Below are 18,636 nucleotides of genomic sequence, written 5' to 3'. Positions count from 1 at the left end.
GAGCCGGGCGTGCCGTGCCCGGCGCGGCACCGACCCACCGCCGACCGGACCGGGCTCAGCCCGGCAGGGTGCCCTGCGGGTTCTCCACCGGCGCCGTCTCCGACTTCGGCGGTGCCGCGACCTTCACCGGGGCCCCGAACCGGGAGAAGTTCACGGTGATCTTCCCGGTGGTCTCGCCCTGCTGCCAGGAGATGACGGCCCTGGCGAGCCTGCCGTCGGCGTCCACCCAGGCGTCGGCGTCGACCGGCAGGTCGGATCCGCGCTTCTGGCGGATCGCGTCCAGCGCCCTGCGGATCTCCGGGTCCAGGCGCATCGACAGCGTGGCGTGGTCGAGCGTCCCGCGGTAGTGCGTGGCGGTCGTGGTGCCGATCCGCTCGGTGCCCTTCTTCGTCATCTTCCGCATGGTAGATATCTGGCGCAGCAGGTGCTCGGGGTCGTTGACGGGCGACCGCAGCATCAGGTGGGCCCGGGCCTTGTCGCGGTCGATGACCGCCCACTTCTTCTTGTCGGTGTTGCCCAGCGGCCGGAGGTAGACCTTGCCGCCGGCGAAGAGCTCGTCCATGTGGTCGGGCGTGTGGTCGGGCAGGTCCGCCGAGAGCTTGCCCTGGTCCCCGGCGAAGTCGAAGGCGCCGGCGATGGAGATGGCGACCCCGCTGCCACGGGCCGTGATCTCGATCTTCTCGTCGATGCGCGCGGTGGTCTTCCCCATCGTGGCGACGGCCCTGGCCACCGGCGTGTCGGGCACCTTGATGACCGGCTCCTTGGGCTCTTTCGCCTGGTCGGGCCCGCCCCCGTCCGACTCGGACGAGCAGGCCGTGCCCGCCGCCAGCACGGCGGCTATGAGAAGGGCGCTGGTGGTCGCGGTGACGGTGGAGCGGCTCACATGTCCCCCAGGGATACGAGTCGGAAGCGGCCCCGGGCCGCTCGCGCGCATTATGCACCCACCAATCGCACACGGGCGGTGGTCCACCCCCGACCGCGTGGGCCGTACGCTGCGTCCATGTGCGGAATCGTTGGTTATGTGGGAGGGCAGTCCGCCCTCGACGTCGTCCTGGCCGGCCTCAAGCGGCTCGAATACCGCGGGTATGACTCGGCCGGTGTCGCGGTGCTCGCCGACGGCGGGCTCGCCGCCGCCAAGAAGGCGGGCAAGCTCGGCAACCTGGAGAAGGAGCTGGCCGCCCGTCCGCTGCCCACCGGCGGCACCGGCATCGGCCACACCCGGTGGGCCACCCACGGCGGCCCGACCGATGCCAACGCCCACCCCCACCTGGACAACTCCGGCCGCGTCGCCGTCGTCCACAACGGCATCATCGAGAACTTCGCCGCCCTGCGCGCCGAGCTGACCGACCGCGGGCACGAGCTGGCGTCCGAGACGGACACCGAGGTCGTGGCGCACCTGCTCGCCGAGTCCTTCTCCTCCTGCGGCGATCTCGCCGAGTCCATGCGGCAGGTCTGCCGACGGCTGGAGGGCGCGTTCACGCTGGTCGCGGTGCACGCCGACGCCCCCGACGTGGTGGTCGGAGCCCGCCGCAACTCGCCGCTGGTGGTCGGGGTCGGCGAGGACGAGTCGTTCCTCGCCTCCGACGTCGCCGCCTTCATCGCGCACACCCGTGAGGCGATCGAGCTGGGCCAGGACCAGGTGGTCGAGCTGCGCCGGGACGGGGTGACGGTCACCGACTTCGACGGCGCGCCGGCCGAGGTCCGCGAGTACCACGTGGACTGGGACGCCTCCGCCGCCGAGAAGGGCGGCTACGACTACTTCATGCTCAAGGAGATCGCCGAGCAGCCGAAGGCCGTGGCCGACACGCTGCTGGGGCGCATCGACGCGAGCGGCTCGCTGAGCCTGGACGAGATCCGCATCCCGGTCTCGGTGCTGCGCGAGGTCGACAAGGTCGTCATCGTGGCCTGCGGTACCGCCTACCACGCGGGCATGATCGCCAAGTACGCCATCGAGCACTGGACCCGCATCCCGTGTGAGACCGAGCTGGCCAGCGAGTTCCGCTACCGGGACCCGATCCTGGACTCGCGCACCCTGGTCGTGGCCATCTCCCAGTCCGGCGAGACCATGGACACCCTGATGGCGCTGCGGCACGCCCGCGAGCAGGGCGCCAAGGTGCTCGCCATCTGCAACACCAACGGCTCCACGATCCCCCGCGAGTCGGACGCGGTGCTGTACACGCACGCCGGGCCCGAGGTCGCCGTCGCCTCCACCAAGGCGTTCCTCACCCAGCTCGTCGCCTGCTACCTGGTCGCCCTCTACCTCGGCCAGGTGCGCGGCACCAAGTGGGGCGACGAGATCCAGGCGGTCATCCGCGAACTGTCGGAGATCGGCACCCAGGTGGACGAGGTCCTGGAGACCATGGAGCCGGTACGAGAGCTGGCGCGCAGCCTCGCGGAGAAGAACACCGTGCTCTTCCTGGGCCGCCACGTCGGCTACCCGGTGGCGCTGGAGGGCGCGCTCAAGCTCAAGGAGCTGGCGTACATGCACGCCGAGGGCTTCGCGGCGGGCGAGCTCAAGCACGGGCCGATCGCGCTGATCGAGGAGGACCTGCCGGTGGTCGTCGTGGTGCCGTCGCCGCGCGGCCGGTCGGTGCTGCACGACAAGATCGTCTCCAACATCCAGGAGATCCGGGCGCGGGGTGCCCGCACCATCGTCATCGCCGAGCGCGGGGACACCACGGTCGCGCCCTACGCCGACCACCTGATCGAGATCCCGCCCACCCCGACCCTCCTCCAGCCGCTGGTGGCCACGGTCCCGCTCCAGGTCTTCGCCTGCGAGCTGGCCACCGCCCGCGGCAACGAGGTCGACCAGCCGCGCAACCTGGCCAAGTCGGTCACGGTGGAGTGACGGACTTGGCCATCATCGGAGTCGGCATCGACGTCGCCGAGATCGACCGTTTCGAGGACGCCATGGCCCGCACGCCGGGCATGGCCGAACGCCTCTTCGTCGAGCGCGAGCTGCTGCTGCCCAGTGGTGAGCGCCGTGGCATCGCCTCCCTGGCGGCACGTTTCGCCGCCAAGGAGGCACTGGCCAAGGCCTTGGGCGCGCCGAGCGGGCTGCGCTGGACGGATGCCGAGGTCGTCACCGAGGACAGCGGGCAGCCGCGGCTCACCGTCCGCGGCACGGTCGCGGCGCGTGCGGCGGAGCTGGGGGTGCGCGGCTGGCATGTCTCGCTCAGCCATGACGCGGGGATCGCTTCGGCGGTGGTCATCGCGGAGGGGTGACGTGTGGGCCTGCCTCCTGGGCGGGCGGCCGCTGGCCGGTGGGCGGGCGCGTGTCTCGGCGGTGGGTCGGGGCCGCGCCGGGGCGTCTCCTCGGACGGTGAACGTGACTGCTACGTCGAGAGGTGAACGTCCGTTTGGTTCACCGTCCTGCGGGGAGCGCCCCGACACGTCCCCTTCCGCCGGTCGGGCGACTCTCCGCCGGTGCCGGTGCCGGTGCCGGTGCCGGTGCCGGTGGCCGGTGGCCGGTACCTGGCGGGAGCCGGTGGGCCGTTGGGGTGTCAGGCCGTGGTGATGTCCGCCCAGGCGTCGGGGAGGGCTGACGCCACCTCGTACGCGGTGATCGGCGCGCCCAGCCGGCCGGTGGCGCGGCGGGCGGCCAGGCCGTGCAGATACGCGCCGGCCGCCGCCGCGTCCAGCGGGGACAGGCCGCTCGCCAGCAGCGACCCGGTCAGGCCGGACAGCACATCGCCGCTGCCGGCCGTGGCCAGCCAGCCGGTGCCCGTGGGGTTGACCCGCGCCGGACCGGTGTCCGAGGCGATCAGCGTGGTGGAGCCCTTGAGCAGCACGGTGGCGGCATGCCGCTCGGCCAGCGCCCGGACGGCCCGCAGCCGGTTCCCCTCGACCTCCTCGCGGGAGGTGCCGAGCAGCGCGGCCGCCTCCCCGGCGTGCGGGGTGAGCAGCGTCGGCGCACTGCGCACCGCGTCGTGCGGCAGCAGCCGCAGGCCGTCCGCGTCCACCAGTACCGGGACCTCGGAGGCGAGCACGTCCTCCAGGTCCCGGCGAGCGTCCCAGCCGTCGCCGAGGCCGGGTCCGACGACCCAGGCCTGCACGCGCCCCGCCTTGTGCGGCGGGCCGCTGTGCACCAGGGTCTCCGGGAAGCGGGCGATGACCGCGTCCGCCGCCGGGCCCACGTACCGGACGGCACCCGCGCCGCCGCGCAGCGCGCCCGCCACGGCCAGCACCGCCGCGCCCGGGTAGCGCGCCGAACCGGCCACCACCCCGACGACCCCTCGCCGGTACTTGTCGCTCTCCGCCGAGGGGTAGGGCAGTAGGGCGGCCACATCGGCGTGCTGGAGGGCGACGAGGTCCGGCTCGGAGGGCAGCCAGGGATCGAGGCCGATGTCGACCAGGCGCAGCGACCCGGCCCGTTCGTGCGCGGGGTCGATGAGCAGGCCGGGCTTGTAGGCGCCGAAGGTGACCGTCAGGTCGGCGGGCACCGCGGCGCCGTGCAGCTCACCGGTGTCGGCGTCCACCCCGCTGGGCAGGTCGACGGCGACGAGGATGCCCCGGACCGCGCGGACCAGGTGCTCCGCGTCCGGCCGCAGCCCGCCCTTGCCGCCGATGCCGACGATCCCGTCGATGACCAGGTCGGCCCCCGAGACGGCCGCCACCGCCGCGTCCGCCACCTTCGAGGTGGTGCCCGCACCACCTCCGCCGGCAGGCCCGGTGCCGGCGCCGGCCCCCGCGCCGGCCGTCCCGGTCTCGGCTCCTGGGCCGGTCCGCGTACCGTCCGCCGGGCCGACACCGGCCGGCCCCGGGGGCACGTCTGCACTGGCCGCCCCGGCCGTTGCGCCGGGTCCGGCGTCCGGCCCCGGCGCGGGGACGACGCGGCCGCCTGCCGCGCGCAGGGCGCGCAGGGCGGCCTGGTGGGTGCGGTCCGGGGCCAGCAGCACCGCGGTCACCCCGGCGCCGCGGCGGGCCAGCCGGGCGCCCGCGTAGAGCGCGTCGCCGCCGTTGTCGCCGCTGCCCACCAGGAGCGCGACGCGCGCCCCGTACACCTTGCGCAGCAGATCGGCGCAGGCGGCGGCCAGCCCGGCGGCGGCGCGCTGCATCAGCGCGCCCTCCGGCAGCTGGGCCATCAGCGCGCGCTCGGCGGCTCGTACGGTCTCGACACGGTAGGCAGTCCTCATGTGCCCAGTCTCTCGGGCGGATCATCCGCTGTCCCGGGAAAACCGCGCCCGCGCCCGCGCCCGCGGACCGGCCGGCCGTCGGGTGTGGTGTCCGTGCCGGGAACCGGTCGCCCGGCGCGTCCTGAGACACTGGCGGGGATGACTGCGAACCCCGGAGGTATGCCCTCCGCCTCCGCCGCGCTTCCGCCCCGCACCCGCGCCGAGATCGACCTGGGCGCGCTGCGGGCCAATGTGCGCGCCCTGCGCGCCCGCGCGCCGCGGGCCGAGCTGATGGCCGTGGTCAAGTCGGACGCGTACGGCCACGGCGCGATCCGGTGTAGCCGCGCCGCCCGCGCGGCCGGGGCGAGCTGGCTGGGTACCGCCACCCCGGAGGAGGCGCTGGCGCTGCGCGCGGCGGGCGACCGCGGGCGGCTGATGTGCTGGCTGTGGACGCCCGGTGGCCCCTGGCGGGAGGCGATCGAGGCGGACATCGACGTCTCGGTCAGCGGTATGTGGGCGCTGCACGAGGCCATCGCCGCCGCGCGCGCCGCCGGCCGCACCGCGCGGGTGCAGCTCAAGGCGGACACCGGGCTCGGCCGCAACGGCTGCCAGCCCGCCGACTGGCCGGAACTCGTCGCCGCCGCCCGCGCCGCCGAGGACGAGGGCACGATCCGGGTCACCGGCCTGTGGTCGCACTTCGCCTGCGCCGACGAGCCCGGTCACCCCTCCATCGCGGCCCAGCTCACCTCCTTCCGGGAGCTGGTCGGACACGCCGAGGCGCAGGGCATCGATCCGGAGGTCCGGCACATCGCCAATTCCGCGGCGGCCCTGACCCTCCCCGAGTCCCACTTCGACCTGGTCCGGGCCGGAATCGCCGTCTACGGGGTCTCGCCGAGCCCCGAGATCGGCACCCCGGCCGACTTCGGGCTGCGGCCGGTCATGACGCTCACCGCCGACCTCGCCCTGGTCAAGCAGGTGCCCGGCGGCCACGGGGTCTCCTACGGGCACCACTACGTCACCCCCGGCGAGACCACCCTGGCCCTGATCCCGGTCGGCTACGCGGACGGCATCCCGCGGCACGCCTCGGGCACCGGCCCGGTGCTGGTCGCGGGCAAGTGGCGGACGGTGGCCGGGCGGGTGGCGATGGACCAGTTCGTCGTGGACCTCGGCGGCGACACCGCGGCCCCCGGCGACCAGGCGGTGCTCTTCGGACCGGGCGACCGGGGCGAGCCGACGGCCGAGGACTGGGCCCGCGCCGTCGGTACCATCGCGTACGAGATCGTCACCCGGATCGGGACCCGGGTGCCGCGCGTCTACGTGGGTGAGACCACCGAGCACGACACCGACGAGACGTGAGCAGGCGTACGCGACCGGGACCGGGAGACCGAGCACGGGAACCACGGCCCAGGCCGGGTACCGAGCGACCGACCACGGGGGCTTGAGCATGGGCGAGACCACGATCGGGACGCCGTCGGGCAGCGGCGGCTGGCGGCGGGGCGCCGGGCTGGCCGGTGCCGCGATAGGCGTGGTCGCGGCCGGCGCGGCGGCCGGCGTCGCCCTGGAGCGGCTCACCGTCGGCCGCGAGGTGCGCCGCAAGGCGCGGCTGGAACTGGACGCCTCCGGCCCCTTCGGCACCCTGCGCGGCACTCCGGGGACGGCGCTCGCCGACGACGGCACCGAGCTGTACTACGAGGTCGAGGAGGCGCGGCCCGCCTCGTCCCGGCTGCGGAGCGGACGGCCGGCCGCCCCGGTCACGGTCGTCTTCAGCCACGGCTACTGCCTGGCCCAGGACTGCTGGCACTTCCAGCGCGCGGCGCTGCGCGGGGTGGTCCGTGCCGTCTACTGGGACCAGCGCAGCCACGCCCGCTCCGAGCGCGGCCGGGCGCAGCTCGACGACGGCATTCCGCTCGGCTTCGACCAGCTCGGCCGCGATCTGAAGGCCGTCATCGACGCCGCCGCGCCCGAGGGCCCGCTGGTCCTGGTCGGTCACTCGATGGGCGGCATGACGATGATGGCGCTCGCCGACCAGTACCCGGAGCTGGTGCGCGAACGGGTGGCGGCCGCGGCCTTCCTCGGCACCTCGGCTGGCCGGCTCAGCGAGGTCAGCTTCGGGCTGCCGGCGGCCGGGGTGAAGGCGGCCCGCCGGGTGCTGCCCGGCCTGCTGCGCGCCCTGGGCTCGCAGACCGAGCTGGTCGAGCGCGGCCGCCGCGCCACCGCCGATCTCTTCGCCGGACTGATCAAGCGGTACTCCTTCGGGTCCAGGGACGTCGACCCGGCGGTGGGCCGCTTCGCCGAGCGCCTGATAGAGGCGACGCCGATCGACGTGGTCGCCGAGTTCTACCCGGGGTTCATGGAGCACGACAAGGCCGGTGCGCTGCCGGTCTTCGCCGGCCTGCCGGTGCTGGTGCTGGCGGGCGAGAAGGACCTGATCACGCCGAGCGAGCACAGCGAGGTCATCGCGGAGGCCCTGCCGGGCGCGCGGCTGGTGATCGTGGAGGGCTCCGGGCACCTGGTGATGCTGGAGCACCCCGAGGTGGTCAACGCACACCTGGCCGAACTGCTGGAGCGCGCCGGAGCCGGCACCACCGCCGCCACGGGCGCCGCCCTGGCGGCCATGCGGACCCCCGCGGGCCCGGCCGCGGGCTGAGCGGATCCCCGCGCACCGCCGCGCTGCGAACCACCGCGGCCTGAGCGAATCCTTCCGTACCGCCCCAGGGCCGTACCATCGGCCGATATGGACCACCCGCACGCCGCATCCGGAACCGCCCCTGTCGAATCCGGCACCGCGCCCGCCGCATCCGGCGCCGGCCCGGCCGGATCCGCCCCCGAGGCCGCGCCCGTGACCATCCCCGAGCCCGCGACGGGCGCCGAGCCGGGCCGCGCCACCGCGCGGCTCACCATCACCACCGCCGAGCAGATGCGTGAGCTGGGCCGCAGACTCGCCACCCTGCTGCGCCCCGGTGACCTGGTGCTGCTCACCGGCGAGCTGGGCGCCGGCAAGACGACGCTGACCCGGGGCCTGGGCGAGGGCCTGGGGGTCCGGGGCGCCGTCACCTCCCCGACCTTCGTCATCGCCCGCGTCCACCCCTCCCTCGTCGACGGCCCGCCGCTGGTCCACGTCGACGCCTACCGGCTCGGTGGTGGGCTCGATGAGATGGAGGACCTCGACCTGGACGTGTCGCTGCCGGATTCGGTGATCGCGGTGGAGTGGGGCGAGGGCAAGGTCGAGGAGCTCTCCGACGACCGGCTGCACGTGGTCATCGCGCGGGCGGTCGGCGCGGACGCCGTCGCCGCCGACGATCCGACCGCCGACGACCTGCGCGAGGTCACGCTGACCGGGATCGGGAAGCGGTGGGCCGGTACGGAGCTGTCCGCACTCGCCGGATGACCCGGGGCCGCACTGTCCGGATGAGCCGGGCTCGCCCGAGAGCCCGGCTCGCCGGATGAGTCCCGGGCGCGTGCCCGGCTCCCCGCGCCTCTCATAGATTCCGACAAGCCGTCGGGAAGATGTTGCGCAGGCGGCGCCGGGCGTGGTCACATGGAGAGAGGGCTTAGTTAGGTGTGCCTAACTTAGCAGTCTGGGCTTCCCAGGCCCCTCAAGGACTTCCCGGCTCCCAGGAGGCATCCATGTCGGCGCACAAGCCCCCTGCCGCGCCGGTCCGGCCCGGCCGGGACCGCGACCATGACGACGCGCGCGACCAGGCGCGTGACGAGCAGCCCTCGATGCGGGATCTGCTGGCCTCCTGTGCCGCGGCCACCGCCGTCTCCACGCCGCCCAAGGGCGCGGAAGCGCGGGGCGAGCACCTCGGCCACGGGCCCGGCGATCAGGAGCAGGGACGCAGCCAGGGGCACGGGCGGAACCAGAACCACGGGCCGGATCAGGGCCACCGGCAGGATCACGGCCACGGGCAGGCGCAGGACCGGCGCCAGGACCGGGACGCCGCGTAACCCACACGGGTGGAACTACGGGACGACGACCACCTTGGTGTCGACCACCGCGAAGTCCCACATCGCGTTGCCGTCGACCCGGCTCTCCCGGATACCACCGGTCTTCTTCTTCGCGTTCGGGTTGGGCGTGGAGCCGTCCAGGGACGCGCTGAAGCCGAACACTATGCCGTCCTCCTGGTGGAAGACGATGACATGTTCGACCTGCACACCGTCCGAGCCGACGAGGCCGAGCGAGCGCGAGGTCACCCCGTACGCCCCCGGGTCGGGGTCCACCGAGCTGGGCGCCACCGGGAAGGACCGCTGCAGGCGCCCGTCCGCGCCCACCAGCCACACCCGCTTGGCGTCGAGCGAGTAGACGACGCGCTTGCCGGTGCCCGAGTCGGCGGGCACCTTCTTCGCCGCCTGCTTGTCCTTGCCGCCGCCCTTGGGGCTGCTGGTGTGGGAATCCGCGCGGGCCTGGGTGGGGTGGTCCGGGGCGGTCGCCTGGGCCTGATAGGCGAGGAAGCCGACGGCTGCCAGCGCCACCGCGGTGAGCCCCGCGACGGCCGGCCCGGCGCTACTGCGTCCCACGCTCCGTCACCTTCTCTGCGACCGTACTCCCGTAACTCCCAACGGTGACCGTAGCACTCGGCGGCCCCACCGATGTGCTTGTACGGCTTGTGTGCTCTTTCATGCCAGGCGACTGGCGGTGTCCGGCGCGCCGTAGGCTTGTTCTCGTGTTGCTGCTCGCCCTTGATACCGCCACCCCAGCCGTCACCGCCGCCCTGCACGACGGCACGCACGTCATCGCCGAGGTGACCCGGACCGACGCCCGGCGCCACGGCGAGCTGCTGCTGCCCGCCGTCGACCAGGTGCTGAGCGAGGCCGGCCGGACCCTCGCGGAGCTGACCGGCATCGTCGTCGGCGTCGGCCCCGGCCCCTACACCGGGCTGCGCGTCGGCCTGGTCACCGCGGCCACCTTCGGAGCGGCCCTGGACGTCCCGGTCCTCGGGCTGTGCACCCTGGACGGCATCGCCTACGCCGCCGGGCAGGCGGGCCTGGACGGGCCGCTGGTCGTCGCGACGGACGCGCGGCGCAAGGAGGTCTACTGGGCCCGCTACGACTCGCCGCGCGAGCGCGTGACCGAGCCCGCGGTGGACCGGCCCGCCGAGATCGCCGAGCGGGTCGCGGAGCTGCCCGCGGTCGGCGCGGGCGCCCTGCTCTACCCGGACTCCTTCGGCGAGGTGCCGCCGGGGAGCCCGGAGCACCAGTCGGCGGGCGCGCTGGCCTCGCTGGCCGCCGAGAAGCTCGCCGCGGGCGAGTCGGTGGCCTCCGGCGGCTTCCTGCCGGACCGGCCGCTGTATCTGCGCCGCCCGGACGCGCAGGTGCCGGCCAACTACAAGGTGGTCACCCCGTCGTGAGCGGCGCGGAGGGGGTGACCGGCTCCGCCGCCGGTGGCGAGAGCGCCGTACTGCGCGAGATGCGCTGGTGGGACATCGAGCCGGTGCTGGAGCTGGAGCTGGACCTGTTCCCCGAGGACGCCTGGTCCGCGGGCATGTTCTGGTCCGATCTTGCGCAGTCGCGCGGCCCGTTCGCCACCCGGCACTACGTCGTCGCCGAGGCCGGCGGGCGGATCGTCGGGTACGCCGGACTGGCCGCCATCGACGGCACCGGAGACGTGCTGACCATCGGCGCCGCCCGCGACCACTGGGGCACCGGCCTCGGCGCCCGGCTCCTCACCGACCTCATCCAGGCCGCCACCGACTTCGAATGCCATGAGGTGCTGCTGGAGGTGCGCGTGGACAACATACGGGCCCAGCGCCTCTACGAACGCTTCGGCTTCGCCCCCGTCGGCATCCGCAAGGGCTACTACCAGCCGGGCAACGTCGACGCGCTGGTGATGCGCCTGTCCGACCCCGCGAGCCCGCCCGCGCCCGCCGCCCCGGCCGGGCCGCCGGACGCCGTCACCCCGGCCCGACTGCCGGGCCCCGCCACCCCGGCCCGGCCGGATCCCGCCACCCCGCCCTCGGTCCCTGATCCAGAAGCGCAAGGAACACAGAACCATGGCTGACTCACGCCGCTTCCGCAGCGAGCCTCTCGTCCTCGGCATCGAGACCTCCTGCGACGAGACCGGCGTCGGCATCGTCCGCGGACACACCCTGCTCGCCGACGCGGTCGCCTCCAGCGTGGACGAGCACGCCCGCTTCGGCGGCGTCGTCCCGGAGGTGGCCTCCCGGGCCCACCTGGAGGCCATGGTCCCCACCATCCAGCGGGCGCTGAAGGAGGCCGGCGTCGCCGCCTCCGACCTCGACGGCATCGCGGTGACCGCCGGCCCGGGCCTCGCCGGCGCCCTGCTGGTCGGCGTCTCCGCCGCCAAGGCGTACGCCTACGCGCTGGGCAAGCCGCTCTACGGCGTCAACCACCTCGCCTCGCACATCTGCGTCGACCAGCTGGAGCACGGCGCCCTGCCGGAGCCCACCATGGCCCTGCTGGTCAGCGGTGGCCACTCCTCGCTGCTGCTGGCGCCCGACATCACCAGCGACGTGCGGCCGCTCGGCTCGACCATCGACGACGCGGCCGGCGAGGCGTTCGACAAGATCGCCCGGGTGCTCAACCTCGGCTTCCCCGGCGGCCCGGTCATCGACCGCATCGCGCGCGACGGCGACCCGGACGCGATCAGGTTCCCGCGCGGGCTCACCGGCCCCCGCGACCCCATCTACGACTTCTCCTTCTCCGGCCTGAAGACCGCCGTCGCCCGCTGGATCGAGGCCAAGCGCGCCGCCGGTGAGGAGGTCCCCGTCGCCGACGTCTCCGCCTCCTTCCAGGAGGCCGTCGTCGACGTCCTCACCCGGAAGGCGGTCCGCGCCTGCAAGGACAACGGCGTCGACCACCTGATGATCGGCGGTGGCGTGGCGGCCAACTCCCGGCTGCGCGCGATGGCCGAGCGCCGCTGCGAGGACGCGGGCATCACCCTGCGCGTCCCGCGCCCCAAGCTGTGCACCGACAACGGCGCGATGGTCGCGGCACTGGGCGCCGAGATGGTCGCCCGCAACCGCCCCGCCTCCAGCTGGGACCTGTCGGCCGACTCCTCCCTGCCGGTCACCGACCCGCACGTCCCCGGCACCCACCACCACGACGACGACGGTCACGCGCATTCCGGGGCGGCCCACTCGCACGACCACTTCCACGAGCTGAGCAAGGACAACCTGTACTCATGAGGGCCGCATGACCGTCGCGCTGATGTGGGAGGCCCGCGCCCCGGAGAGCCGGGGCGCGGAGCTGCTCGCCTGGGTCGATCGCCAGCCGCTGCGCCCCGCCCCGCTGCGCCGGGAGACCTTCCGCGCCCCCGAGGACCGGGTCCTGGTCATCACCTGGTGGGACGCGGCGTACGACGCGCCCCTGCCCGAGCTCCCCGAGCCGGAGACCGGGCTGACCACGCGCCCGGTGCACCGGTGGCGGTTCGAGGCCGTGGGGGAGTCGTAGGGAAGCCGTAGGGGAGCAGCCACCGGAGGAAGGCGCTCCATGCGGGGGCCCGGCTGCGCGCCCGGATGGGGGCACAGAGAGACTGACCGGATGACCGCCAGCACGCCCCTCCCGCCGTCGCCGTCGGACCCCGGCACAGCAGACCCCGGCATATCGGACCCCGGTATATCGGACCTCGACCTGCCCGACCCGTCGGACCCGGAGATATCGCCGCCGTCGGAGATACCCGCCGACGGGCCCGAACGCGAGGCGCTGCTCGCCGACCGGAGCCGTGTTCTGGCCGGGCTGGCCCACCGGTACCTGGACCGGCTGCGCGCCCTGTGGTTCCTGCTGCTGACCGGGCTGCTGGCGCTGGGCTGGTCGATCGCCTCGCCGGGCATCGGCTATCTGCTCGAAGGCGACCTGTTCAACGTGGTGGTCGGCGGGATGCTGCTGCTCCTCGCGGCGGCCATGATGGTGCCGTCCGCGCTCGCCCTCGCCGACGGTGTCCGGGAGGACCTCGGGGTACGGGCCGCGCTGCGCGGCTGGGCGGTGGCGGCCCGCCGGCCGCAGCATCGCCCCCGCTGGCACCGCCCCGGGCGCGCCCTGCTCTGGCTGCTGTGCTCGATGGCGCTCGCCTGCACCGGTGCGACCCTGGGGGCGGTGACCCTGGCCGCCACCCTCGACGAGCAGGCCGTCTACCCGGCCGGCCTGGGTCTGGCGGTCATCCTCGCGTCCTGCGGCACGCTGGGCCTGGTCAAGGCCGTCGACTACTACCGCCTGGTGGTCCGCGAGCTCAGTCTCCCGCCCCGCCCCGGCGGCGGCGCCCACCGCTGACCGCCCGCGCCCACGGCCGGCCCTGGCGGTCCGGTCAGGGCGCGGCGGGGTGGCCCAGGAGCATGCTCGGGGCACCGGCCACCCGGGTGAGGAAGACGGTGCACGCCTTGGGACCGGCGAGCTTGAGCTTCCTGCGCAGCTCCTCCGGCTCCACCGCCGAGCCGCGTTTCTTCACCGTCACCACGCCCACCTCGCGCTCCCGCAGCAGTGCCTTGAGCCGCTTGACGTTGAACGGCAGCACATCGGTGATCTCGTACGGCGTCGACCAGGCGGTGGGCCGCAGCGTGTCGGAGGTGATGTAGGCGATGGTCGGGTCGATCAGCCCGCCGTCCACCTCTTCGGCGGCTTCGGCGACCAGGTGCGCGCGGATCACCGCGCCGTCCGGCTCGTACAGATAGCGGCCGACCGGGCGTACCTGCGGATCGGGGAGGCCGCGGCCGACCAGCGAGGCGCCCTGGGGCAGCAGGGTCGCCCGCCGCACGCCGGGTTCGGCGCCGAACCACAGCACGGCCTCCTTCACGTCGCCGCCGTCCGAGATCCACTCCGCCTCGGCCTCGTCCGGGATCGCCTCGTGCGGGATGCCCGGCGCGATCTTGATGGCGCCGAACTGGGCCGTACGGGCGGTCTCCACCGCCCAGGACAGCGGCGGTGAGTACGCCTCCGGGTCGAAGATCCGGCCGCGGCCGCCGCGCCGCGCGGGGTCGATGAAGACCGCCTCGTACCCCCTGGCCTCCGGGTAGGTGGTGACATCGGCGCAGACCGGGATCAGCAGCTCCGACACGCCCAGCGCCGCCGCGTTCGCCCGCACCACCGCGCAGGTCAGCGGGTCCTGGTCGACGGCCGGGACGACGAAGCCGCGCCGGGCGAGGGCGAGCGCGTCACCGCCGATGCCGCAGCACAGGTCCAGCACCTCCACCGGTCCGTGCGCGGCGAAGCGCTCGGCGCGGTAGCGGGCCACCGACACGCGGGTGGACTGCTCCAGGCCGTTCGGGGTGAAGTACATCCGGTAGGCGTCGTCCCCGAACTTCGCCTCCGCCCGCTGCCGCAGCCGGGCCTGGCCGAGCGCCGCCGAGACCAGTTCGGCCGGGTGCTCGCGGCGCAGCCGGGTGGCGGTGGCCAGCTCCTGGCCGGGGTCGAAGTCCCGCAGCTCGGTCAGCAGCCGCTGCCCCTCGGGGGTGAGCAGTCGTTCGAAGGCGTCAACATCCACCCGCTCATTCTCCCCGTGCGCGGCCGTGGTGGGGGCGCGCGCGGATCGTGACGCGCCCGACGGATTGGCACTCTAGTTGACTGAGTGCTAACCGCGTCCTAGTCTCGGGGCTGGCACTCCACACCGTGGAGTGCCAGCAGCGCGACGGGCAGGTCCGGCACCCGCGACGACGGATCCACCTGGTCGCCACCTCAGACAGTTAACCCCGTGAGATCTCCGAAGGGGGAGGTCGGATCGTGACGACCGCCAGCTCCAAGGTTGCCATCAAGCCGCTCGAGGACCGCATCGTGGTCCAGCCGCTGGACGCCGAGCAGACCACGGCCTCTGGCCTGGTCATTCCGGACACCGCCAAGGAGAAGCCCCAGGAGGGCGTCGTCCTGGCCGTGGGCCCGGGCCGTTTCGAGGAGGGCAACCGCCTTCCGCTCGACGTCAACGTCGGCGACGTCGTGCTCTACAGCAAGTACGGCGGCACCGAGGTGAAGTACAACGGCGAGGAGTACCTCGTCCTCTCGGCTCGCGACGTGCTCGCGATCATCGAGAAGTAAGTCACCGAAGTTTGCTTGTGATCTGCGCCCCTGGTTCCCGCGTCTGCCGCTCAATGCGTGGCCGGGGGCAGGGGCGCAGTTCTTTGTGAGAGGACCTGGAGAGCTCCCATGGCGAAGATCCTGAAGTTCGACGAGGACGCCCGTCGCGCCCTCGAGCGTGGCGTCAACAAGCTTGCCGACACCGTGAAGGTGACGATCGGCCCCAAGGGTCGCAACGTCGTCATCGACAAGAAGTTCGGCGCCCCGACCATCACCAACGACGGTGTCACCATCGCCCGCGAGGTCGAGGTCGAGGACCCGTACGAGAACCTCGGCGCCCAGCTGGTGAAGGAGGTGGCGACCAAGACCAACGACATCGCGGGTGACGGCACCACCACCGCCACCGTGCTGGCCCAGGCGCTGGTCCGCGAGGGTCTGCGCAACGTCGCCGCCGGCGCCTCCCCGGCCGCCCTGAAGAAGGGCATCGACGCGGCCGTCAAGGCCGTCTCCGAGGACCTCCTGGCGACCGCCCGCCCGATCGACGAGAAGTCCGACATCGCCGCCGTCGCCGCGCTGTCCGCCCAGGACAAGCAGGTCGGCGACCTGATCGCCGAGGCGATCGACAAGGTCGGCAAGGACGGTGTCATCACCGTCGAGGAGTCCAACACCTTCGGCCTGGAGCTGGACTTCACCGAGGGCATGGCCTTCGACAAGGGCTACCTGTCCCCGTACTTCGTCACCGACCAGGAGCGTCTCGAGGCCGTCCTGGACGACCCGTACATCCTGATCAACCAGGGCAAGATCTCCTCCATCCAGGACCTGCTGCCGCTGCTGGAGAAGGTCATCCAGGCGGGTGGCTCCCGGCCGCTGCTGATCATCGCCGAGGACGTGGACGGCGAGGCGCTGTCCACGCTGGTCGTCAACAAGATCCGCGGCACCTTCAACGCGGTGGCCGTCAAGGCCCCCGGCTTCGGCGACCGCCGCAAGGCGATCCTCGGTGACATCGCCACCCTCACGGGTGCCACCGTCATCGCCGAGGAGGTCGGCCTCAAGCTCGACCAGGCCGGTCTGGACGTGCTGGGCACCGCCCGCCGCGTGACCGTCACCAAGGACGACACCACCATCGTCGACGGTGCGGGCAACGCGGACGACGTGGCCGGTCGCGTCGCGCAGATCAAGGCCGAGATCGAGGCCACCGACTCCGACTGGGACCGCGAGAAGCTCCAGGAGCGCCTCGCCAAGCTGGCCGGCGGTGTCTCCGTGATCCGCGTCGGTGCCGCCACCGAGGTCGAGCTCAAGGAGAAGAAGCACCGTCTGGAGGACGCCATCTCCGCGACGCGCGCCGCGATCGAGGAGGGCATCGTCTCCGGCGGTGGCTCCGCGCTCGTGCACGCCGTCAAGGTGCTCGAGGGCAACCTGGGCCTGGACGGCGACGAGGCCACCGGTGTCGCCGTGGTCCGCCGCGCCGCCGTCGAGCCGCTGCGCTGGATCGCCGAGAACGCCGGCCTCGAGGGCTACGTGATCACCGCCAAGGTGGCCGAGCTCGACAAGGGCGAGGGCTTCAACGCCGCCACCGGCGAGTACGGCGACCTGGTGAAGTCCGGCGTCATCGACCCGGTCAAGGTCACCCGCTCCGCGCTGGAGAACGCCGCCTCCATCGCCTCCCTGCTGCTCACCACCGAGACCCTCGTGGTGGAGAAGAAGGAAGAGGAAGAGGCCGCCGCGGGCCACGGCCACGGTCACGGCCACGCCCACTGAGCCAGGCGCTTCAGTTGAGCCGGCGCTCTCACTGAGCCAGGCACTCATCCGGCCGAGGCCCGGATTCCCGCACGGGAATCCGGGCCTCGCCCATGTCCGCGCCACCCGCGCCCGGGCCGCGTCACCGCGTGCCGCGCCCGCCGTGCGCGCGGTGCCCGGCGGGCGGGTTCACCGCGTCTGCACGGCGCCCAGCTCGCGCATCAGCTTGAGGTTGTCCCAGTTCCACCAGCCCTCCGCGATCTTTCCGTCCTGGAAGCGGAAGGTCGTGGTGCCGGTCATCGTCACTTCTTGGCCGGTGGCCGGTATCCCCTTGAAGTCGCCGGTGTGGGTCCCGCGCCAGCTCCACCGGGTCACCACCCGGTCGCCTTCGGCGATCTGGTCCTCGACCAGGAAGTCGAAGTCGAACGCCTGGCGGTAGCCGGCGACCTCCTGGCGGAAGCCGTTGCGGCCCATCGTGTCCCGCTCGTTGGCCTGGTCGTGGTCGTGGTAGTCCTCGGCGACCACCTCGTCGAACCCGACGTAGTCGCCCCCGGCCAGTTCCTCGAAGAAGCGGCGCGCCATCGCCTTGTTGAGCTGCTCGTCCCGGACCACATCGAGGTCCGTGAACATCGGCATCTCGTCGCAGAGCGCGACCATCTCCCGGAAGATCCGATCCGTCTCCGGCATCTGCGAGTTCCGCATCGCCTCTTCGTACGACGGGAACTCCACGATCTCGATGACATGCGAGCGATCGGACCGGTCCGAGCCGACGATCGAGTGCGTCGCCGTCCGCCTGCCCTGGGTGTGCTCGACCCAGGTGTCCATGAGCCGGTTGAGCTCTTCCAGCTTGTCGGTCTTGCAATCGATGATCTGTACGAATGTCATGGCGCCTCCTGGTACGGGATGCCCCATGACCAGTCTATGGCGGTATGCCCGGCCCGGTAGCCCGCTCGGATCAGGGCCTGCCGGGTCCGTAACGCCGCCCGGCGCGCGAGGAGACCCCGGTCAGCGCCCGGCGCGGCACCAGCTTCACCACGCCCATCAGCGCCTTGTACCGAGGGTCGGGAATGCTCAGCGTCTTGCCGTGCGCCAGGTCCTTCAGCGCCGTGGCGACCAGCTTGTCCGCGTCCAGCCACATCCAGTTGGGCACGTTGTCGGTGCCCATCCCGGCCCGCTCGTGGAACTCGGTCCGAACGAAGCCGGGGCAGAGCGCCATCAGCCGGACCCCGGGAGCGCCCACGTCCCGGGCCACCCCCTGGGTGAACTGCACGACCCATGCCTTGCTGGCCCCGTAGGTGCCGCGCGGCACGAACGCCGCCACCGAGGCGACGTTGACGATCCCGCCGCGCCCCCGCTCCCGCATCGGGCCCAGGGCCGCGGTGGTGAGCCGCAGCACCGCCTCGCAGTGCACCTTCAGCATCGTCAGCTCGTCGGCCACCGGCACTTCGAGGAAGTGGCCGCGATGGCCGAACCCCGCGTTGTTCACCAGCAGATCGACGGGACGCTTGGCGTCCGACACCCGGGCCTCGACCGCCGCGATCCCGTCGTCCTCGGACAGGTCGGCCCGCAGTACCTCCACTTCCACGCCATGCCGGTCGTGCAGTTCGGTGGCCTGCTCCCGCAGCCGCGGCTCATTCCGCGCCACCAGCACCAGGTCGTGCCCTTCGGCGGCGAGCCGGCGCGCGAACGCGGCGCCGATGCCCGCCGTGGATCCGGTAATCAGTGCAGTCGTCATGGACGCACGGTAGCCGTGCCGGTCGTGCGGCAGGCGGGGCAGGGCCCGGGACTTGGCGGGCTGTCAGCTCGATGGACGGCTGACACGCCCGCG

The 18,636-nt window shown here is 73.3% G+C and carries 19 protein-coding genes; 13 read left to right on the top strand and 6 right to left on the bottom strand.

The features are described from left to right. Nucleotides 1–55 precede the first annotated feature (55 nt). Nucleotides 56–883, bottom strand: coding sequence for an SCO4651 family lipoprotein (locus AC4BDD_RS11375; protein WP_490690886.1), 828 nt, complete (start codon nt 881–883; stop codon nt 56–58). Between the two features lie 117 nt (nt 884–1,000). Here AC4BDD_RS11375 and glmS point away from each other — a divergent pair, with 117 nt between their 5' ends. Further along, nucleotides 1,001–2,848 carry a glutamine--fructose-6-phosphate transaminase (isomerizing) gene (gene glmS, locus AC4BDD_RS11370; protein ID WP_490690885.1) on the top strand — a complete coding sequence of 616 codons (1,848 nt, stop codon included), beginning with the start codon at nt 1,001–1,003 and terminating at the stop codon, nt 2,846–2,848. A gap of 5 nt (nt 2,849–2,853) precedes the next feature. Beyond that, on the top strand, nt 2,854–3,225 hold the full coding sequence (locus AC4BDD_RS11365; RefSeq protein ID WP_490690884.1) for a holo-ACP synthase: 372 nt from the start codon (nt 2,854–2,856) through the stop codon (nt 3,223–3,225). Between the two features lie 278 nt (nt 3,226–3,503). On the opposite strand, the gene AC4BDD_RS11360 is transcribed toward AC4BDD_RS11365, so the two are convergent. Then, entirely contained in the window at nt 3,504–5,135 is a 1,632-nt protein-coding gene (locus AC4BDD_RS11360) for an NAD(P)H-hydrate dehydratase (RefSeq protein ID WP_490690883.1), read from the bottom strand. Nucleotides 5,136–5,273: 138 nt separating this feature from the next. Between AC4BDD_RS11360 and alr the strand changes: the two genes are divergently transcribed. The 4 genes from alr to AC4BDD_RS11340 all read left to right on the top strand — a co-directional run bounded on the left by alr (nt 5,274) and on the right by AC4BDD_RS11340 (nt 9,062). Continuing rightward, the gene (gene alr / locus AC4BDD_RS11355) at nt 5,274–6,470 is read left to right on the top strand and encodes an alanine racemase (protein WP_490690882.1); all 1,197 of its coding nucleotides are present in this window, start codon (nt 5,274–5,276) and stop codon (nt 6,468–6,470) included. A gap of 88 nt (nt 6,471–6,558) precedes the next feature. Beyond that, complete coding sequence (locus tag AC4BDD_RS11350) at nt 6,559–7,761, top strand: alpha/beta fold hydrolase (RefSeq protein WP_490690881.1); 1,203 nt, start codon at nt 6,559–6,561, stop codon at nt 7,759–7,761. Nucleotides 7,762–7,848: 87 nt separating this feature from the next. Then, on the top strand, nt 7,849–8,502 hold the full coding sequence (gene tsaE, locus AC4BDD_RS11345) for a tRNA (adenosine(37)-N6)-threonylcarbamoyltransferase complex ATPase subunit type 1 TsaE (protein ID WP_490690880.1): 654 nt from the start codon (nt 7,849–7,851) through the stop codon (nt 8,500–8,502). Between the two features lie 239 nt (nt 8,503–8,741). Next, nucleotides 8,742–9,062, top strand: a complete 321-nt coding sequence (locus tag AC4BDD_RS11340; protein WP_490690879.1) for a hypothetical protein — start codon at nt 8,742–8,744, stop codon at nt 9,060–9,062. A 15-nt stretch (nt 9,063–9,077) separates the two neighbouring features. Here AC4BDD_RS11340 and AC4BDD_RS11335 read toward each other — a convergent pair whose 3' ends face one another. Then, on the bottom strand, nt 9,078–9,632 hold the full coding sequence (locus AC4BDD_RS11335; protein WP_490690878.1) for a hypothetical protein: 555 nt from the start codon (nt 9,630–9,632) through the stop codon (nt 9,078–9,080). Nucleotides 9,633–9,778: 146 nt separating this feature from the next. On the opposite strand from AC4BDD_RS11335, the gene tsaB reads away from it, so the two are divergent. The 5 genes from tsaB to AC4BDD_RS11310 all read left to right on the top strand — a co-directional run bounded on the left by tsaB (nt 9,779) and on the right by AC4BDD_RS11310 (nt 13,340). Next, a complete protein-coding gene (gene tsaB / locus AC4BDD_RS11330; RefSeq protein WP_490690877.1) occupies nt 9,779–10,462 on the top strand; it encodes a tRNA (adenosine(37)-N6)-threonylcarbamoyltransferase complex dimerization subunit type 1 TsaB in 684 nt (227 codons plus the stop codon). A gap of 59 nt (nt 10,463–10,521) precedes the next feature. Beyond that, nucleotides 10,522–11,112, top strand: a complete 591-nt coding sequence (gene rimI, locus AC4BDD_RS11325; RefSeq protein WP_490691744.1) for a ribosomal protein S18-alanine N-acetyltransferase — start codon at nt 10,522–10,524, stop codon at nt 11,110–11,112. Beyond that, a complete protein-coding gene (tsaD, locus tag AC4BDD_RS11320) occupies nt 11,105–12,259 on the top strand; it encodes a tRNA (adenosine(37)-N6)-threonylcarbamoyltransferase complex transferase subunit TsaD (RefSeq protein ID WP_490690876.1) in 1,155 nt (384 codons plus the stop codon). The genes rimI and tsaD overlap by 8 nt, the downstream gene beginning before the upstream one ends. 7 nt (nt 12,260–12,266) lie before the next feature. Further along, nucleotides 12,267–12,524, top strand: a complete 258-nt coding sequence (locus AC4BDD_RS11315; RefSeq protein WP_490690875.1) for a hypothetical protein — start codon at nt 12,267–12,269, stop codon at nt 12,522–12,524. Nucleotides 12,525–12,614: 90 nt separating this feature from the next. Beyond that, nucleotides 12,615–13,340 (top strand): hypothetical protein, encoded by a 726-nt coding sequence (locus AC4BDD_RS11310; protein ID WP_490690874.1) that lies wholly within the window; start codon nt 12,615–12,617, stop codon nt 13,338–13,340. A gap of 34 nt (nt 13,341–13,374) precedes the next feature. Here the strand turns inward: AC4BDD_RS11310 and AC4BDD_RS11305 are convergent, their stop codons facing one another. Beyond that, nucleotides 13,375–14,547, bottom strand: a complete 1,173-nt coding sequence (locus AC4BDD_RS11305; protein ID WP_490690873.1) for a THUMP-like domain-containing protein — start codon at nt 14,545–14,547, stop codon at nt 13,375–13,377. Between the two features lie 236 nt (nt 14,548–14,783). Between AC4BDD_RS11305 and groES the strand changes: the two genes are divergently transcribed. Beyond that, a complete protein-coding gene (groES, locus tag AC4BDD_RS11300) occupies nt 14,784–15,092 on the top strand; it encodes a co-chaperone GroES (protein ID WP_058046787.1) in 309 nt (102 codons plus the stop codon). 108 nt (nt 15,093–15,200) lie between these two features. Next, nucleotides 15,201–16,829 (top strand): chaperonin GroEL, encoded by a 1,629-nt coding sequence (groL, locus tag AC4BDD_RS11295; RefSeq protein WP_490690872.1) that lies wholly within the window; start codon nt 15,201–15,203, stop codon nt 16,827–16,829. 168 nt (nt 16,830–16,997) lie between these two features. On the opposite strand, the gene AC4BDD_RS11290 is transcribed toward groL, so the two are convergent. Beyond that, a complete protein-coding gene (locus AC4BDD_RS11290; RefSeq protein WP_490690871.1) occupies nt 16,998–17,693 on the bottom strand; it encodes an ester cyclase in 696 nt (231 codons plus the stop codon). Nucleotides 17,694–17,763: 70 nt separating this feature from the next. After that, on the bottom strand, nt 17,764–18,543 hold the full coding sequence (locus AC4BDD_RS11285) for an SDR family NAD(P)-dependent oxidoreductase (protein WP_490690870.1): 780 nt from the start codon (nt 18,541–18,543) through the stop codon (nt 17,764–17,766). Nucleotides 18,544–18,636: the final 93 nt, after the last annotated feature.

The organism is Streptomyces sp. JLBT605, assembly GCF_058215555.1.
The sequence above is the reverse complement of the archived record's forward strand: the minus strand, read 5'-3'. Positions and strand labels throughout refer to the sequence as shown.

Bases quoted from the DNA above. Each gene is read 5' to 3' on its own strand.
- glmS (WP_490690885.1), top strand. From the start codon at position 1,001: ATGTGCGGAATCGTTGGTTATGTGGGAGGGCAGTCCGCCCTCGACGTC.
- AC4BDD_RS11360 (WP_490690883.1), bottom strand. From the start codon at position 5,135: ATGAGGACTGCCTACCGTGTCGAGACCGTACGAGCCGCCGAGCGCGCG.
- alr (WP_490690882.1), top strand. From the start codon at position 5,274: ATGACTGCGAACCCCGGAGGTATGCCCTCCGCCTCCGCCGCGCTTCCG.
- AC4BDD_RS11350 (WP_490690881.1), top strand. From the start codon at position 6,559: ATGGGCGAGACCACGATCGGGACGCCGTCGGGCAGCGGCGGCTGGCGG.
- tsaE (WP_490690880.1), top strand. From the start codon at position 7,849: ATGGACCACCCGCACGCCGCATCCGGAACCGCCCCTGTCGAATCCGGC.
- AC4BDD_RS11340 (WP_490690879.1), top strand. From the start codon at position 8,742: ATGTCGGCGCACAAGCCCCCTGCCGCGCCGGTCCGGCCCGGCCGGGAC.
- rimI (WP_490691744.1), top strand. From the start codon at position 10,522: ATGCGCTGGTGGGACATCGAGCCGGTGCTGGAGCTGGAGCTGGACCTG.
- tsaD (WP_490690876.1), top strand. From the start codon at position 11,105: ATGGCTGACTCACGCCGCTTCCGCAGCGAGCCTCTCGTCCTCGGCATC.
- AC4BDD_RS11315 (WP_490690875.1), top strand. From the start codon at position 12,267: ATGACCGTCGCGCTGATGTGGGAGGCCCGCGCCCCGGAGAGCCGGGGC.
- AC4BDD_RS11310 (WP_490690874.1), top strand. From the start codon at position 12,615: ATGACCGCCAGCACGCCCCTCCCGCCGTCGCCGTCGGACCCCGGCACA.
- groL (WP_490690872.1), top strand. From the start codon at position 15,201: ATGGCGAAGATCCTGAAGTTCGACGAGGACGCCCGTCGCGCCCTCGAG.
- AC4BDD_RS11290 (WP_490690871.1), bottom strand. From the start codon at position 17,693: ATGACATTCGTACAGATCATCGATTGCAAGACCGACAAGCTGGAAGAG.
- AC4BDD_RS11285 (WP_490690870.1), bottom strand. From the start codon at position 18,543: ATGACGACTGCACTGATTACCGGATCCACGGCGGGCATCGGCGCCGCG.